We start from the raw sequence: 17323 nt of genomic DNA on the forward strand, positions 1-17323 counted from the left end.
AAAAAAGACGTGGTTTTTCACGGTGCTGACGGTTCCTGGCTACCCCCACCTCCTTCCCTCTACTCCGTTGGCAATTTAGGGGTAATCCTTTATTGGTATGGGTATACTCCAGGGTATGCACCAGAATAGCGCCATTCCTGCAAGCAGGCCACGTCAGGAGCACGCCACCTCTATGTTAAAAAGATGTTTATCTCCGCTGACGCTCGTGAATCAGCTCGCCCTGATCGTTTTGCTGTCCACCGCCATCGGTGTGACCGGCATGGCAATCTCCGGCTGGCTGGTACAGGGAGTACAGGGTAATGCGCATGCCATCAACGAGGCAGGCTCGCTACGCATGCAGAGCTATCGCCTGCTGGCATCGGTTCCCCTGACGCAGGACGATCGTCCCCTGATTGATGAAATGGAGCGCACGGTCTTCAGCCCCGAGCTGGAAAAAGCCGCTATCCGCGCCGGTCAGCAATCCCAGCTTAACGCCCTTCAGGGCTACTGGCACACCCAGCTGCAGCCCGGGCTAAAACAGGCGCGCAGCACGGAAACCGTTGCGCAGGACGTGGCGGGGTTCGTCTCCCGCATTGATGCGCTGGTCTCCGCTTTCGACCAGACCACCGAATTACGCATCGACCGGGTGGTAATGGTGCACCGGGCCATGGCGCTGTTTATGGGGCTGCTGCTGATCTTCACCATCGTCTGGCTCCGCGCGCGGCTGCTGAACCCATGGAAACAGCTGCTGGCCATGGCCCGCGCGGTCACCGCACGCGACTTTACCCAGCGCACGCACATCAGCGGGCGCAATGAGATGGCCATGCTCGGCCAGGCGCTTAATACTATGTCGGCAGAGCTCTCCGAGAGCTACGCGGTGCTGGAACAGCGCGTTCAGGAAAAAACGGCCGGGCTGGAGCAGAAAAACGAGATCCTCTCCTTCCTGTGGCAGGCCAACCGTCGGCTGCACATGCAGGTACCGCTATGTGAACGTCTCTCGCCGGTACTGAACGGCCTGCAAAATCTGACCCTGCTTCACGACCTTGAGCTGCGGGTCTACGATATGGAAGACGAAGATAACCACCAGGAATTCACCTGCCAGTCCGATATGTCCTGCGATGACAAAGGCTGCCATCTTTGTCCTCGCGGCCTGCCGCCGCTGACGACCGGCGGCACCACCCTGAAGTGGCGCCTGACGGACAGCCACACTCAGTACGGCATTCTGCTGGCAACACTGCCAGCCGGGCGTCACCTCAGCCACGACCAGCAGCAGCTGGTGGATACACTGGTTGAACAGCTGACGGCCACGCTGGCGCTCGACAGGCATCAGGAAAAGCAGCAGCAGTTGATCGTCATGGAAGAGCGCGCGACCATCGCCCGCGAGCTTCACGACTCTATCGCTCAGTCGCTCTCCTGTATGAAAATGCAGGTGAGCTGCCTGCAGATGCAGGATGCGGAGATGCCCGAAAGCAACAAGCAGCTGCTCAGCCAGATCCGCAACGAGCTGAACACCTCCTGGGTGCAGCTGCGCGAGCTGCTGACCACCTTCCGCCTGCAGCTGACCGAGCCGGGCCTGCGCCCGGCGCTGGAAGCCAGCTGTCACGAATTTAGCGCCCGGCTGGGGTTCCCGGTGAAGCTGGATTACCAGCTGCCGCCGCGGTTTGTCCCCTCCCATCAGGCCATCCATCTACTGCAGATCGCCCGCGAAGCGCTGAGCAACGTGCTCAAACACGCTGACGCGACGGCGGTCACGGTCACCGTCAGCCAGCACGATAATCAGGTCAAACTGACGGTTCACGATAACGGCCGCGGCGTGCCGGAAAATGCCGAACGCACTAACCACTATGGTTTAATCATTATGCGAGACCGCGCCCAAAGCCTGCGCGGTGATTGCCAGGTTCGCCGGAGAGAGACGGGCGGCACGGAAGTTGTCGTCACCTTTATTCCCGAGAAACCGCTCACAACTGCTCAAGGAGAAACCCATGACTAATCAGGAACCGGCATCCATCCTGTTGATCGACGACCATCCGATGCTGCGCACTGGCGTGAAACAGCTGGTCAGCATGGCACCCGATATCACCGTGGTGGGCGAAGCCAGCAACGGTGAACAGGGCATTGAGCTTGCCGAATCTCTCGATCCCGATCTGATCCTGCTCGATCTGAATATGCCCGGCATGAACGGTCTGGAGACCCTCGACAAGCTGCGGGAAAAATCGCTTTCCGGGCGCATCGTCGTCTTTAGCGTGTCGAACCATGAGGAGGACGTAGTCACGGCGCTGAAGCGCGGGGCAGATGGCTATCTGCTGAAGGATATGGAGCCGGAAGACTTGCTTAAGGCGCTACAGCAGGCGGCGGCGGGCGAAATGGTGCTCAGCGAAGCCTTAACGCCGGTTCTGGCCGCCAGCCTGCGCGCCAACCGCGCCACCTCTGACCGTGACGTCAGCCAGTTAACCCCGCGCGAGCGCGATATTCTCAAACTCATTGCCCAGGGGCTGCCGAACAAAATGATCGCCCGCCGTCTGGATATCACCGAAAGCACGGTCAAAGTACACGTGAAGCATATGCTGAAGAAAATGAAGTTAAAATCCCGCGTTGAAGCCGCCGTGTGGGTGCATCAGGAACGCATCTTCTAAGGACTACTCCTCCGGCAGCAGCTTCCAACGCGGATCGTCGTCAGGCAATGCGACCAGTGGCTGCACCACGGCAAGCGTGATCTCATTGGACGAGACGCGCTGGCCTTTCTCATCTTCCACCACCGCCGACAGGTGCCAGCGGTTTGTCGCCCCTTCCCGGTCATCCCAGGCAGGGATAATCACGCTCCAGCCGTCGGTGCTGTTGCTTTTCGCCGGTGACGTCAGGCTCAATGCCTGCGTATCCCCCTGCCAGTGGATCTGACGAATACCGTTCGTGCTGCGAACCTGTAGCTTCAGCATAACGGTCTCGCCTCCTTTCAGATCCCACGGCGGCGTGGCCAGCCACACGGACAGCGTTTTCCGCTGGCGGAACTCCATAACCGGCAGGCTGGTGCGCTCCGGCGAGTCATAGCGACTGCCGCGCAGGGAACGCGTGGCGGCGACTTCACCGGCGGAAAGCTGCTTAACCAGCGGCACGCCAAAGCGATAGTTGAGCTTCAGCCCGAGGTTATTCTGGCTCTCGCCGCTTTCGCCCTGCTTGTGCCCGGCGGTCAACGTCACCAGTGGAACGGGGGTATAGTTAAGCCCCAGATTGACTGCAACCGGGTTGTGGTAGCCGGTTCCGCTGTTGAACAGGTCGACGTTATCGCCAAAATATTGCTCGAAGCTAACGCTGGTATTCAGATGATGGAACCAGGGCAGCCAGGCTTTTGCGGTCACGTCATATCCGCGCGCCATGCGCTGCTCCTGGACGTCAGATCGCGCGCGCCATCCGGCAAAGGGCTGATAATAGTTCGCTGACAGGCGCAGATTTTCCCCCCACGCTTCCGCCCCCAGCCCGGCACGCTGCAAATTTTCATCCAGAAGATTATCGTAAAAGGTGTTGTAGCCCAGCAGCCACTTCCCGGCGACCCAGCGCTGACCGATTCCGGCATTGCTGACCAGGCCATCCGCCTGCTGCGTCAGGCCAAGCTGGCTCCAGCTCAGATAGCGGTTAGTATCATTCCACGGGATAAACCAGCTCCCGCTGCTGCCGTTAAATTTGCCGTCGTTATCCACCAGCAGGTTCACGCTGGCGTTTCCCCAGGGCGACAGCCAGGACTCAATCTGCTGGTTCACTTCCCCGCTTACCGCGTCGCGCACCTGACCAAAGGCAAACTGACGCGCCTGCTCGCCGGTCGTCAGACCGTTGTCGGTCATGCTGGCTTCACCGAAGGCTTTCGCCATTTCGGCCAGATGTTTTTCCCCTTCGCCGGTGGGCGCCGCCATGCCGAGGTCGGGCAGACTGTCCCCGTTATTATCAAAGGGGTGCTGCGCCTGATGCATAAAGGAATTCGGCGCACCGTGAACGGCTCCGGCCGTAAGAAGGGGGAGTAAAAACAGCAAACGAATGCGGGACGATACAGCCATCAACGTCGTCAATAAGAACCTGTGTTTATGAATAAACTCTTATTATGTTAACGCGATAAGCCCTGAAATGCAGTCCTGGCGGACATTTCAGGATTATCCTGAAACAGCCCTTTCAGCTCCGGCACGCAGGAACCACAGTTCGTACCACAGCGCAGCTTAGCCCCCAGCGCGGTGACGGAATCACACCCTCCGGCAATCGCCTCCCGTATCGCCTCTTCCCCGACGCTGAAACAGCTACAGATAATGCGTCCCGGATCCGTCGCCCTCCCGACGCTCTGCCCGTTCAACAGGGCGTGGCGTTCTGCGGGCAGCACGGGTGGTGAATGAAAAGCGGCTTCAATCACCGTATGCGCCAGCGCCGGTAACGCGGTACCTTCCCAGAAACCCAGCATAAGCTGGCCTTCATACCAGGCCAGCACGCTGCTGCGTTCACCGGCCTGAGCAACCTGCAGTTGCCAGCCCCGGCCGCTGGCGTATTCCATTACCCACGACAGCAGCGGTTTATCGCACGCCACCGTCAGGCGTGAAGCTTTACGCCACCAGTAAACCGGAGAGGGCATTTCCAGTCCTTCGCGGGCATAGAGTTCTCCCTGCCAGGCGGGCTGCCAGGGCTGGATTCTGACGGCGGTTTGTTTACTCTCCGGCTGCCCCGAAACCGGATCGCAGCGCCCTTCCACCAGTGCATTCACCTTTCCCTGGCGGGCAAACTCAGCGTTCCAGTGCATCGGGGCAAAAGCGTTCCCTTCACGCTGAGCGTCGCTGATGCGCACTCTTGCTACCATGACGCCGCGCGGCGAACTGATGCGCGCCAGCTGGCCGCCGCACAGGGAAAACCGAACGGCGTCTGCGGGGCAAACCTCAACAAAGGGTTCGGTGATATGCTGCATGAGTCTGGCCACATATCCTGTTCGCGTCATGGTATGCCACTGATCGCGGATGCGCCCGGAGTTGAGAATCAGCGGGTACAACGCGCTGACCGTCGCACCGTGCGACTGTGGGTCAACGGGAACAATGTTTCGGCACGGAAAATCCCTCCCAGGCCACTGCCAGGGCTCAAGCCGCTCCCACTCCTCACGGGTTAACGTAGCCAGGTCGTGAAGGTTTAAGGCCCGCGCGCCGTCATTTTCAAAGGCCGTCAGCGCCGCATGCTCGCAAAAAATCTCGTGGGGATGCTGCCAGGCAAAGGCGTCGCCGTGCCCCAGCCGTTTCGCCACCTGCGCGACGATCCACCAGTCCGGCTTTGCCTCACCGGGCGCGGGCAGAAACGCGCGCTGGCGCGAAATGCGTCGCTCGGAATTGGTTACCGTACCGTCCTTCTCTCCCCAGGCCAGCGCCGGAAAGCGAATATGGGCAAACCGGCTGGTGTCGGTATCGTTCATCACCTCAGAGACAATGACCAGCGGGCAGCGCCCCAGCGCCTGACACACCGCGTGGCTGTCCGGCAGCGAGACGGCAGGATTGGTGCCCATGATCCACACCGCCTTCACCTCGCCGCGGGCAATGGCGTCAAACAGCTCCACCGCCATCAAGCCCGGCGTCTGCGCAAGCCGTTCCGTTCCCCAGAAACGCGCCACCCGCGAGAGATCGTCCGGCTCAAAGTTCATGTGCGCCGCCAGCTGATTTGCCAGCCCGCCCACCTCTCTTCCGCCCATTGCGTTTGGCTGTCCGGTCAGCGAAAACGGGCCGCAGCCCGGACGGTTAAATTTCCCGCTGGCAAGGTGCACGTTAATGATGGCGCTGCATTTGTCGCTGCCGCTGGAGGACTGGTTGATTCCCATGGTGTAGAGCGTGATGGCCCTGGGCGCCGTCATAAACCAGTCGTAAAACGTACCAATATCCTGCGGCGAGAGGCCGCAAAACGCCGCCACGCGGGATATCGGCCACGCGTCCGTTCCCTGAATCACATTGAGCAGACCGACGAACAGCCCGGCGTCGCTGCCGGGAGTGAGCGCCAGATGCAGGTCAGCAATATCACAGGAGGCGGTTCTGCGCGGATCGATGACCACCACTTTCATCTCCGGATTGTTGTGCTTTGCCTGTACCAGGCGCTGATACAGCACCGGATGCGTCCAGGCCGCGTTTGAGCCCACCAGCACCACCAGATCGCTGTTTTCCACATCCTCGTAGCTGCACGGCACGACATCTTCACCAAAGGCGCGCTTGTAGCCAACGACCGCCGATGACATGCAGAGCCGGGAGTTGGTATCAATGTTCGCCGCGCCGATAAACCCTTTCATCAGCTTATTGGCGGCGTAATAATCCTCGGTAAGCAATTGCCCGGACGCGTAAAACGCCACCGCCTGCGGCCCCCATTTGTCGATAATGTCCTGGAGGCGCTCGCCTGCCGCTCCCAGCGCCTGCGCCCAGGCCACCTCAGCACCGTCAACAACGGGGCGCAGCAATCGCCCCTGTAACCCCATTGTTTCCCCCAGGGCCGATCCTTTCACGCACAAGCGGCCAAAGTTCGCAGGATGGGTTTCATCCCCCCGAACGCTGACCGTTTCACCGTCCACGCGGGCGACCACGCCGCAGCCTACCCCGCAGTAGGGACACGTTGTCCGGGTTTCCGTCATGAGGCCTCCGCACGCATTACCAGGGCATCATTACCGACCCACACCTTGCCGTTCTCAATTTTGACCGGCCAGGCGCGCACCGCGGGTTCGCCGTTCTCCACCTGACAGCCGTCGCGCAGGCGAATACGCTGCTTGTAGAGCGGAGAGATCACCACCGGCTCCCCCGCCGCATCGCCAAGAATGCCTCGGGAAAGCACGTTTGCGCTGCTGCCAGGCTCCCGGTCGTCAAGGGCATAGACGGTTTTGCCAAATCGGAACAACGCAATCGGCTTACGCCCAAGCCGCGCGCCAATGCCCGCCTGCTCGGGGATATCGTCGATGCCACAGATTTCCTGCCAGCGTTTACCTTGATCCGCTGTGATGTCGTTCACCGTCGTGCGGAACAGCGCCAGACGGTTCGGATCGTTAAGCGTGGTTTGCCATTCGCACTGGTAGGTCTCCACCACCCGGGCCATCTCCTGCTCCAGCTCGTGGGCGATGCCCAGGCTATCGTTGAGGATCACCTCCCGAAGGTAGTCGAGACCGCCTTCCAGGTTGTCCATCCAGGTGCTGGTGCGCTGTAGGCGATCCGCCGTGCGGATGTAGAACATCAGGAATCGATCGACGGTGCGGATCAGCGTGTCATCATCGAGATCGCTGGCGAAGAGATCCGCATGGCGAGGCTTCATGCCGCCGTTGCCGCACAGGTAGAGGTTCCACCCCTTATCGGTGGCAATCACCCCCACGTCTTTACTCTGCGCCTCGGCGCATTCGCGGGTACACCCTGAGACCGCCATTTTGATTTTGTGCGGTGCGCGCAGGCCTTTGTAACGGTGCTCGAGCCTGACTGCGAGGCCGGTGGAGTCCTGCACGCCGTAGCGACACCAGGTCGACCCGACGCAGGATTTCACCGTGCGCAGGGATTTGCCGTAGGCGTGCCCGGTTTCAAATCCGGCTTCCACCAGCGCCTGCCAGATCTCCGGCAGTTGTTCGAGCGTGGCGCCAAACAGATCGATACGCTGGCCGCCGGTGATTTTGCTGTACAGTCTGTAGCGTTTCGCAATCTGGCCGATGGCGATCAGCCCGTCGGCGGTCACTTCCCCCGCAGGCATGCGCGGTACGATGGAGTAAGTACCGTCCTTCTGGATATTGGCGAAGTAGCGGTCGTTGGTGTCCTGCAGCGGCAGGTGTGCCGGTTTCAGCAGATACTCGTTCCAGCAGGAGGCGAGCACTGACCCCACCAGTGGCTTACAAATTTCGCACCCGTGTCCCTGACCGTAGCGGCTAATGAGCTGGTCAAAGGTGCGGATATGGTTGACGCGCACGAGGTGGTAAATCTCCTGACGCGAGTACGGGAAGTGTTCGCAGATGTCCTTTTTCACCTCCACGCCCTGCGCCGCCAGCTGGAACTCCATCACCTGCTTCACCAGTGCGCTACATCCTCCACAGCCGGTCGCCGCTTTGGTGCACTGCTTAATCGCGCCGATATCCGTTGCGCCCGCACTTACCGCCTGACAGATATCGCCTTTGCTGACGTTATGACACGAACAGATTTGTGCGCTTTCCGGCAGCGCTGCCACGCCGAGCGCTTTTGGCGCACTGCCTGAAGACGCGGGTAATATCAGCGTTTCCGGCTCTTTTGGCAGGGCTATCCCGTTGAGCATCATCTGTACCAGCGTGGCGTATTCACTGGCATCACCCACCAGCACGCCGCCGAGCAGCGTTTTGCCGTCGTGGCTGACCACGATTTTCTTGTAGATTTGCTGCGGGCCGTGCGTCCACTGGTAACTCAGCGCCCCCGGCGTGCGCCCGTGAGCATCGCCGAAAGAGGCCACGTCCACGCCCAGCAGCTTGAGTTTGGTGCTCATATCCGCGCCGGCGAAGAGGTTCTCCTCTCCCGCCAGCGCGGCGGCGGCCACCCGCGCCATCTGGTAGCCGGGCGCAACCAGCCCGAAGATTTTCCCTTCCCACAGGGCGCATTCACCAATGGCCAGCACGTCCGGATCGGAGGTCTGACAGCGGTCGTCAATGCCGATCCCGCCGCGCTCGCCGATAGCCAGCCCGCTGCTGCGCGCCAGCGCGTCCTGCGGACGAATGCCTGCAGAAAAGACCACCATGTCTGTTTCAAGCTGTTCGCCATCGGCAAAGCGCAACACCAGCCCGCCGTCCGCCGTGGCGATCTCCGTTGTCGCTTTACTGGTGTGAACGCCGACGCCTAGCGCCTCAATTTTCTTGCGCAGCATCGCCGCGCCGTCGTTGTCGAGCTGGACCGCCATCAGATTGGGCGCAAACTCCACCACGTGAGTTTCCAGCCCGAGCTGCTTCAGGGCATTCGCCGCCTCCAGCCCCAGCAGCCCGCCGCCAATCACTACACCCCGGCGTGAGCCCGCCGCATGCGCCGCAATCTTGTCCAGATCGTCAAGCGTGCGATAAACAAAACAGCCCGGTAGATCGTGGCCCGACACCGGTGGGACAAACGGATAGGACCCGGTCGCCAGCACCAGTTTATCCCAGTGGATCTCATGCCCGCTGGCGGTACGCACCACGCGCGCGTCACGATCGATAGCGACAATCTGCTGCGACAGGCGCAGCTCAATGCCGTTGTCGGCAAAGAAATCCCCTTCCACCAGCGAAAGCGACGCCGCGCTACGGCCGCCAAAATATTCCGACAGATGCACGCGGTCGTAGGCGGCATAGCGCTCCTCGCCAAAGACAACGATCTGATACTGCTGATGCAGATTGCGGTTCACGCAATCTTCGAGGAAATGATGGCCGACCATACCGTGCCCAACCACCACCAGAGTAGGTTTTGTCATAGCGTGCTGTCCTGCAACCTGCGGTTGCGTAGTGAAACGATCGAACAGCCAGTCCGCGTGCGCGGGCGCAGCCGTTGCCAGTAATTCGGTAAATGTCGCCGCGCTGCGGCAGTCCCCCATCAGCAGCACGCCAGCCAGCGCCCCCTGATGGATCAGTAAACGACGATAGTGACGGGTCAGCGGATCCCATGCGCTCCAGACCACATCGCCCTTCTGCTCTGCCACGCGACCAAGGCTGAACAACTCCACGCCGGTCACCTTGAGGCGCATGCCGTTGTCGGTCAGGGCAAATGGCGCGGTGACGTCTCCGGCCAGCCGTGCGGCGAGGATATCCGCCTGCGCCAGACAGGGGGCGACCAGGCCAAACGTCTGGTCGTCAATTTCACAGCATTCGCCAATGGCGTAGACGTCCGGCACGGAGGTTTGCATTTGGTGATCCACCACGATGCCGCGCGCGCAGCGAATGCCGCTGGCCTGCGCCAGTACGACGTTAGGCTGCACGCCCGTCGCCAGCACCACGCGCGCGGCGGTGACGCTGCGTCCGTTCAGCAGCGTCACGCTATTCCCGTCAATCGCCGCGATGCCAGAGGCGAGCTCACAGCGCACGCCCCGCGCCGCCAGCGCCTCTTCCAGCAGCACGCCCGCCTGCTCATCCAGTTGCTGCTCCATCAGCCACAGACCGCGATGAACAAGGATGACGTTGTCCCCTGAGCGCGCCAGCGCTGCCGCCGTCTCAACCCCGAGCACGCCGCCGCCCAGCACTACCACCGGACCGGCGATCGCCCCTATGGCCCGGATATCCTCAAGGGTACGGAACGTGAAGACATGCGGCGCATCGCAGCCGGGAATTGGCGGAACAAAGGGCGTTGATCCGGTGGCAAACACCAGCGCATCCCAGCCCAGCGTGCGGACGGTGGTTTGCACTTCCCGCGTGTCCACATTCACGGCGAGCGCCTTTTCGCCCCGCAGCACCGTCACGCCCCGTTCCTGGTACCAGTCGTCATTCTGAAGACTGATGCCCGCCGCCGTTTTTTCACCGCCCAGCACCGGCGAAAGCTGGATGCGGTTATAGGCATGCTCCGGCTCGTCACCGATGACGGTAATTGCGAAACGATCGGCAGCACGCCCGGTGAGCGAGGCAATCAGCCGCGTGGCCGCCATGCCATTTCCGATAATGACCAGTCGCATCAAAGCCCCCTCGCTACGCCGCTTTCGGCTGCTTTTCATAGAGGAAATGCAGGATCTGCTGGCGCATGTGGTGATAGCGGCTGTCGTCAGCCAGCTGCACCCGGTTACGCGGGCGCGGCAGGTCAACGTGCAGGATCTCCCCGATGGTCGCCGCCGGGCCGTTGGTCATCATCAGCACGCGATCGGAGAGCAGCACCGCCTCGTCCACGTCGTGGGTAATCAGCACGATTGTGGTGTTCAGCGCCTGCTGGATCTGCATCACCGAGTCCTGCAGATGGGCGCGCGTCAGCGCATCCAGCGCGCCGAAGGGTTCATCCATCAGCAGGACTTTCGGCTTCATCGCCAGCGCGCGGGCAATCCCGACGCGCTGCTTCATGCCGCCGGAGATCTCCCCCGGGCGCTTGTGCAGGGCGTGCCCCATCTGCACGCGGTCGAGGTTGTGCTCAATCCACTCCCGGCGCTCCGCCTTGCTCATGCTGTGGCGAAACACGTGATCTACCGCCAGGGCCACGTTGTCGAAGCAGGTGAGCCACGGTAGCAGCGAATGGTTCTGGAATACCACCGCGCGCTCCGGACCCGGCCCGGCAATTTCGCGGTTGTCGCAAATCAGCCCGCCTTCCGTCGGCAGCGTGATCCCAGCGATAAGGTTAAGCAGCGTCGATTTACCGCAGCCGGAGTGCCCAATCAGGCTGACGGTTTCGCCCTCATGGATATCAAAGGAGACGTTCTGCAGCGCCAGAAATTCGCCGCTGGCGGTGGAAAAACGCTGGCTCACGGCCTGGACCTGGATTAATGGTTTCATGTTCGCTCCTTATTTTTCCTGCCAGCTAAAGCGACGGGCGATCAGCATCAGCCCCTGCTCCAGCAGCAGCCCGACCACGCCAATGATGACGATGGCGATGAGAATGTTTTCGACGTTGAGATTGTTCCACTCGTTCCAGATCCAGAAACCGATCCCTAAACCGCCGGTCAGCATCTCGGCGGCGACAATCACCAGCCAGGCGATGCCAATAGAGAGGCGCACCCCGGTCAGCACCGCGGGCAGCACCGCCGGGAAGAGAATGCGGCGCATGATGGTCCACTCTGAAAGCTGCAGCACCCGGGCGACGTTAAGGTAGTCCTGCGGAATACACCGCACGCCTTCGGCGGTGTTGATCACCATCGGCCAGATGGAGCAGATAAAAATGGTCCAGCTCGACGCGGGCTCCGCTTTCTGGAACAGCAGCAGGCCGATGGGCAGCCAGGCCAGCGGGCTAACCGGGCGTAATAGCGCGATCAGCGGGCCGAACATGCGCGAAAAAAAGGTGAAGCGGCCAATCAGGAAACCAAGCGGGATCCCGGCGAACGCGGCCAGGCCAAACCCCACCGCCACGCGCTGTAATGAGGCGAGCACGTTCCAGCCGATGCCCATGTCGTTAGGCCCGTCGCGATAAAACGGATCGGCAAACAGGGTTATAGCGGAATCGAGCGTGCTGAGCGGCGTCGGGAAACCTTTGCTGTTAATCGCCGCCAGTTGCCAGAGCACCACCAGCAGTCCCAGCCCCAGAAAAGCCGGAATGATGCGCTGAAGGATCGCGTTAATACGACGCGCAAACGTCGGCGTACGGCGGCGAACCTGCACCGGAGGCAGGAGAATCACCTCTCCACTCTCCGGCGTCTCGTGTGATTTTGTCTTTTGCAGATGCTGCATAATCAGGCCCCTTTACGGTGAATGGCGAAACGGCTGGCGTATTCTTCCGGGTCGGTACCGTTCCAGACGGTGCCGTCCATCAATGTGCTGCTGCGTAGTGGTGAAGTCGGTGTGGTAATGCCCCCCACCGCCGTGGCGGCATCCTGCCAGACCGCCGTCTGGTTAATGCGCTGTGCGATGCCCGTATAGTCCGGGGCGGCTTTGAGCAAGCCCCAGCGGCGGAACTGGGTTAAGAACCACATGCCGTCGGAGTGATACGGGTAGCTGACGGCCCCCTCGTTGAAGAAGCGGATCGGGTGCGCGTCCTGCCAGCGCTGGCCCAGGCCGTTGTCGTACTCGCCGAGCATGCGTCCGGTGAGATACTGCTCTTTGCAGTTGAGCCACGCCCGGCGGGAGAGGATCTGCGCGGTTTCGCGTTTGTTTTCCGGGGAGGACTCAATCCAGCGTGCCGCCTCCAGCACTGCGCTCACCAGCGCCCGGGCGGTGTGCGGATTTTTCTCCACCCAGTCGCGACGCGTCCCGAGGATTTTTTCCGGATGGTCGGCCCAGATAGACTGCGACGTGGCGGCCGTAAAACCGATGCGGTCGTTGATGGCACGCGCGTTCCACGGCTCGCCGACGCAAAAGCCGACCATGTTGCCAATGCGCATGTTCATCACCATCTGCGGCGGCGGCACCACCACCGTACGCACGTCGTCAAAGGGGTGAATGCCCGCGCTGGCCAGCCAGTAGTAGAGCCACATGGCGTGCGTCCCGGTCGGGAAGGTGTGCGCGAAGGTATAGGTGCCAGGCGCCTGCTGCCCAATCAGCTTTTTCAGCCCGTCAAGGTCACGAACGCCCTTCTCTGCCAAATCGCTGGAGAGCGTAATCGCCTGGCCGTTCTGGTTGAGGGTCATCAGGTTAGCCATCTGCTGTGGCTTGCCAGCGATGCCCAGCTCCAGTCCGTACAGCAGGCCGTAAAGAATGTGCGCGGCATCGAGTTCGCCCGCCACCAGCTTGTCGCGCACCGCCGCCCAACTCGCCTCTTTGGTGGGCAGGATGGTAATACCGTATTTTTTATCAAACCCTTTCAGCGCAGCGATAACCACCGGGGCACAGTCGGTCAGCGGGATAAACCCGATGCGCACTGTTTCCTGCTCCGGTTTATCCGAGCCTGCCGCCCATGCGGCCTGCATGACACACGGCAACAGAATTGCACCACTCGCCAGCATGCTGGCCTGCAAAAAACGCCGTCTCGACAAATCCGCCATGACCACTCCTGAAAAAAAACCAAAAAAAAGCGCCCACGGTGCCGAAGCACCAGTGGACGCCTTTATCCCGAAGACGGATGCACCGCCGTTGGCGCATCGTCAAAAATGGTTAATCTGATAATGCAAAGTGAATGCCAGGTTTTAACACACTGTTTCTTGCGGTGCTTACCGTTCCTCCCTCGCCTTTACGCACCGCAAACAGGCATAAAATGCCCACTGACCGTGCAGCTACTCCTTTGGTGTTACCTGCCATACATTCTTCACCATGAGCAGCGCGCGGGCGATATCCACCATCCTTTGGTTCTTGTCCATCGCCATTTTGCGCAGCGCCGTCCAGGCCTGTTCCTCACTCATATTCTGGTGGGTCATCAGCACGCTCTTCGCTTTATCAATGATTTTGCGCTCTTCAAGCGTATCGCGCAGCGACGCAAGCTGACGTGAGAGCTGCTCTATCTCGCGCGCCTGCTGGCGAACCAGGGTAAGCAACGGTTTTTCCGGATAGCGGATCGGCGGATCATCCTGTTCATCGCCGGGGAGCGCGTACTCATCGTCACGGTGAATGCATTCGTCCACCGCGACCATCAGATCGGCGATGATCGTCTCCTCCAGCGTGCGCAGATGCTCAAGGCGCGCGGTTTGCAGAGCAAACCAGGCCAGTGCGGTAAGGCCGTTATCGGCGGCAGGCTGGCGGGTACAGGCCACGCGCCGGAGTTGCTCCGTTTCACGATCGGGCTGACAGTGCATTGAAAAGGTGGTCTGAACGTCAGCGGAGCTGTGCGAGAGAAAGATCTCAAAGCAGGCCTGCTGCCCGTCAATGCGGTCAACCAGCCTCTGACGAGTCACATCATCGAAAAAACCCTGCGTGAAGCCAATCGCCCCCAGCGCCCGCTCCTGTCCTGCCAGCTCTTTTCCCTGCATCAGGCTATAAAGCGCGACAAAACGTCCTGCGATTTGCGGATCGTCAATGCTGTCATTAAGCTGCGGCACGATACTGAGCAGATGGCGAAGCATACGGGAGTAGTGTTCCATCGCCTGGGGTGCCGTTACAGTCTGCTGAATCACACCGTCACGCAGCGCGGGAAGTGTATCCAGGCTCAGGAGCGCGCCGCCGATGCGTTCACAGACGGCACTTCCTGGGATCGGCGACTGTGTTTCAAGAATGCCGTAAAGGGCAGCGAGGTTTTCATCCACCAGCGCCCGGCTGGCTTTGCATTCGGGGGCGTACAGCTTGCCCTGTGAGCAGAGCCAGACGTTGGACGCCCCGCGCTCGCACTGTAACATGTGCACCAGTTGGCTAATGCCGTGCACAAGCACACCCAGCTGTGCCAGCTTGCTGAACTGCTCCTGGCGCATCATCTTTGCGCGCGTGAGCCATTCGGCAGCGCCTGGCGAAATGCCTGCCATTAATATCATGCTTACTCTCCCGGACAGCGAAACTCCGGGAAATTAAGCAATATTCGTGCCTTTACAAGAACAGGAGTCAACATGCAGAAGATTGTGATCGTCGCCAACGGTGCGGCCTACGGGAGTGAATCGCTTTTTAACAGCCTGCGCCTGGCCATTGCGCTGCGCGAAAAAGAGAGTGACCTCGCGTTACGCCTCTTTTTAATGTCGGACGCGGTCACCGCCGGGCTGAAGGGACAAAAACCGGCCGAGGGCTATAACATTCAGCAGATGCTGGAGATCCTGACCGCGCAAAACGTGCCGGTGAAGCTGTGCAAAACCTGCACCGACGGGCGCGGTATCACCGGGCTGCCGCTGATTGATGGCGTAGAAATTGGTACGCTGGTTGAGCTGGCCGAGTGGACGCTGTCCGCGGATAAAGTATTAACTTTTTAATAATAAACCCGTAAAAATATTATTTTCTTATGGACGCGGTTTCAGCATCAAGTTTACCTGCGGGGTTGCCGATAGGCATGGAAACAACACAGCAGGTATTTCACTTATGTTCAGATCGATTCGTGCACGCATCATCGCGGCGACGGCAGGCTGTCTGGTCGTCGCCCTTCTCCTCAATACCGTTATTAACTTCCAGGTCACACGCCAGGATAACCAGCAGTCACAGCGCGATATCCTGACCAGCACCAGCGCCAGCCATAACATGGCGATTGCCGACTGGGTCAAAAGCAAGATGACGGTGATTGCCTCCGCGCAGACCGTCGCACTGAGTGACGATCCGGTTCCGGTGTTTAAACAGCTTGCACAGGCGGGTGGATTCACCAACGTTTATGTCGGCTACGCCAGCAAAACGGCGAAATTCTCTGAACCGGCGGGGGTTCCGGCGGATTATGATCCGACCATTCGCCCGTGGTATCAGCAGGTGGTCAGTACGGACGGTCCGGTTGTCACCGCGCCCTACGTTGACGCGGGGACCGGTAAACTGGTGGTGACCTTCGCCGTGCCGGTGAAAGAGAATGGCACACTGAAAGCGGTAGTGGCGGGCGATGTGGCCATGGACAGCGTGGTGGCGAACGTACGCGGGATCCATCCAACCCCGGCCAGCAGCGGGTTGCTTCTGAACAGTGACGGCAGCGTGATTGCCGCTAACGATCCGGCTCTGACGCTTAAACCGTTTGCTGAGACCATCAAAGGCATCGATTTTGCTGCGCTGAAAAGCGGTAACCCGGTTGACGGCACGCTGAACGACGTCGAAAAAACCTTCGTGGCGACAGCCGTGCCGGGCACAAACTGGCTGCTAGTCGTCGCCCTCGACAACGGCGACGCCACCTCCGGCATGCGTTCCCTGCTTAAAGCATCGGCGATTTCGCTGGTGATCCTGGCACTGCTGAGCGCGACCATTGTTCACCTCCTGATTGCCCGCCTGCTGAAGCGTCTGTCCGACATTCGCGACGCGATGCACAACATTGCCAACGGGACTAACGATCTGTCCCAGCGTCTGCCGGACAGCGGCGAGGACGAAGTCGCGCAGATTGCGCAGGCCTTTAACGCCTTCAGCGATAAGCTGTCGGTGGTGATGGTGCAGCTCCGGGACGCCAGTGAATCGGTGAAAAACGCCGCCCAGGAGATTGCGGCAGGTAACCAGGATCTCTCCGGACGTACCGAGCAGGCGGCGTCCAGCCTGCGCGAGACGGCCAGCGCCGTGGAGCAGATCACCGCCTCCGTGACGCAGTCGAACGAGTCGGCGGCAGAAGCGAACGATCAGGCGAGCAAGGCCTCAGCGGCCGCGGCGCGCGGCGGCGAGGTGGTATCCCAGGCGATCAGCACCATGCAGTCCATCGAAGTCGCGTCGGCTAAAATTGGCGATATTACCAGCGTGATTGACGGCATTGCTTTCCAGACCAACATTCTGGCGCTGAACGCCTCCGTCGAGGCGGCCCGTGCCGGGGAGCAGGGTCGCGGGTTTGCCGTGGTGGCAGGCGAAGTGCGTAACCTGGCGAGCCGCAGCGCCCAGGCGGCGAAAGAGATCAAATCGCTGATCGATTCCACCACCGACAGCGTGGCCACCGGCTCCCGCTACGTGCATCTGGCCGGGGAAAGCATGGACGAGATCCGCTCCAGCATCGGCAGCGTCTCCGGCATCATGCGCGAAATCTCCATCGCCACCAGCGAACAGATGAAAGGCATTCACGAGATCAATCATGCGGTGACCCATCTCGACAGAATGGTCCAGCAGAACGCCGAGCTGGTAGTGCAATCCGCCGCTGCTGCGGGCGCCCTGCAGAGCCAGGCTGGGGACCTTGCTGAAACCGCCGGCCATTTCCGCATTTAATTTTATTCCGGCGCGGGTTTACCGGGTAAAACCCGCGCCAGCTGAATGCTTTCAGGAATTTTGTCATTTTTGTTT

General features: G+C 60.6%; 11 protein-coding genes. 4 read left to right on the plus strand and 7 right to left on the minus strand.

Features of this window, described 5'->3' with window-relative positions:
* The first annotated feature begins 172 nt into the window (after nt 1-172).
* Both narX and narL read left to right on the plus strand, forming a co-directional pair.
* A complete protein-coding gene (gene narX / locus AC4IC4_RS13325; protein ID WP_061714961.1) occupies nt 173-1969 on the plus strand; it encodes a nitrate/nitrite two-component system sensor histidine kinase NarX in 1797 nt (598 codons plus the stop codon).
* A complete protein-coding gene (gene narL / locus AC4IC4_RS13330; protein WP_008499531.1) occupies nt 1962-2612 on the plus strand; it encodes a two-component system response regulator NarL in 651 nt (216 codons plus the stop codon). The genes narX and narL overlap by 8 nt, the downstream gene beginning before the upstream one ends.
* A 3-nt stretch (nt 2613-2615) precedes the next feature.
* Here the strand turns inward: narL and AC4IC4_RS13335 are convergent, their stop codons facing one another.
* The 7 genes from AC4IC4_RS13335 to nasR form a co-directional block, all read right to left on the minus strand.
* Nucleotides 2616-4022: a YchO/YchP family invasin gene (locus AC4IC4_RS13335; RefSeq protein WP_491471303.1), complete on the minus strand. Its 1407-nt coding sequence runs from the start codon at nt 4020-4022 to the stop codon at nt 2616-2618.
* Between the two features lie 47 nt (nt 4023-4069).
* Nucleotides 4070-6595, minus strand: a complete 2526-nt coding sequence (locus AC4IC4_RS13340) for a nitrate reductase (protein ID WP_491471304.1) — start codon at nt 6593-6595, stop codon at nt 4070-4072.
* A complete protein-coding gene (gene nirB, locus AC4IC4_RS13345; RefSeq protein ID WP_491471305.1) occupies nt 6592-10578 on the minus strand; it encodes a nitrite reductase large subunit NirB in 3987 nt (1328 codons plus the stop codon). Before nirB ends, AC4IC4_RS13340 begins: the two co-directional genes overlap by 4 nt.
* A 13-nt stretch (nt 10579-10591) precedes the next feature.
* Entirely contained in the window at nt 10592-11380 is a 789-nt protein-coding gene (locus tag AC4IC4_RS13350) for an ABC transporter ATP-binding protein (protein ID WP_024907079.1), read from the minus strand.
* Nucleotides 11381-11389: 9 nt separating this feature from the next.
* Nucleotides 11390-12268, minus strand: a complete 879-nt coding sequence (gene ntrB, locus AC4IC4_RS13355) for a nitrate ABC transporter permease (protein ID WP_024907078.1) — start codon at nt 12266-12268, stop codon at nt 11390-11392.
* Nucleotides 12269-12270: 2 nt separating this feature from the next.
* Nucleotides 12271-13518 (minus strand): CmpA/NrtA family ABC transporter substrate-binding protein, encoded by a 1248-nt coding sequence (locus AC4IC4_RS13360; RefSeq protein WP_491471306.1) that lies wholly within the window; start codon nt 13516-13518, stop codon nt 12271-12273.
* 228 nt (nt 13519-13746) lie between these two features.
* Nucleotides 13747-14931 carry a nitrate regulatory protein NasR gene (nasR, locus tag AC4IC4_RS13365; RefSeq protein WP_024907076.1) on the minus strand — a complete coding sequence of 395 codons (1185 nt, stop codon included), beginning with the start codon at nt 14929-14931 and terminating at the stop codon, nt 13747-13749.
* 72 nt (nt 14932-15003) lie between these two features.
* On the opposite strand from nasR, the gene AC4IC4_RS13370 reads away from it, so the two are divergent.
* Nucleotides 15004-15357 carry a DsrE/DsrF/TusD sulfur relay family protein gene (locus AC4IC4_RS13370; RefSeq protein WP_008499522.1) on the plus strand — a complete coding sequence of 118 codons (354 nt, stop codon included), beginning with the start codon at nt 15004-15006 and terminating at the stop codon, nt 15355-15357.
* A gap of 106 nt (nt 15358-15463) precedes the next feature.
* On the plus strand, nt 15464-17248 hold the full coding sequence (locus AC4IC4_RS13375) for a methyl-accepting chemotaxis protein (RefSeq protein WP_491471307.1): 1785 nt from the start codon (nt 15464-15466) through the stop codon (nt 17246-17248).
* The last annotated feature ends 75 nt before the right edge of the window (nt 17249-17323 follow it).

This window comes from Enterobacter sp. Taxon_2 (genome assembly GCF_058355295.1).

Bases quoted from the DNA above. Each gene is read 5' to 3' on its own strand.
- ntrB (WP_024907078.1), bottom strand. From the start codon at position 12,268: ATGCAGCATCTGCAAAAGACAAAATCACACGAGACGCCGGAGAGTGGA.
- AC4IC4_RS13350 (WP_024907079.1), bottom strand. From the start codon at position 11,380: ATGAAACCATTAATCCAGGTCCAGGCCGTGAGCCAGCGTTTTTCCACC.
- nasR (WP_024907076.1), bottom strand. From the start codon at position 14,931: ATGATATTAATGGCAGGCATTTCGCCAGGCGCTGCCGAATGGCTCACG.
- AC4IC4_RS13375 (WP_491471307.1), top strand. From the start codon at position 15,464: ATGTTCAGATCGATTCGTGCACGCATCATCGCGGCGACGGCAGGCTGT.
- AC4IC4_RS13370 (WP_008499522.1), top strand. From the start codon at position 15,004: ATGCAGAAGATTGTGATCGTCGCCAACGGTGCGGCCTACGGGAGTGAA.
- nirB (WP_491471305.1), bottom strand. From the start codon at position 10,578: ATGCGACTGGTCATTATCGGAAATGGCATGGCGGCCACGCGGCTGATT.
- narX (WP_061714961.1), top strand. From the start codon at position 173: ATGTTAAAAAGATGTTTATCTCCGCTGACGCTCGTGAATCAGCTCGCC.
- AC4IC4_RS13360 (WP_491471306.1), bottom strand. From the start codon at position 13,518: ATGGCGGATTTGTCGAGACGGCGTTTTTTGCAGGCCAGCATGCTGGCG.
- AC4IC4_RS13335 (WP_491471303.1), bottom strand. From the start codon at position 4,022: ATGGCTGTATCGTCCCGCATTCGTTTGCTGTTTTTACTCCCCCTTCTT.
- narL (WP_008499531.1), top strand. From the start codon at position 1,962: ATGACTAATCAGGAACCGGCATCCATCCTGTTGATCGACGACCATCCG.
- AC4IC4_RS13340 (WP_491471304.1), bottom strand. From the start codon at position 6,595: ATGACGGAAACCCGGACAACGTGTCCCTACTGCGGGGTAGGCTGCGGC.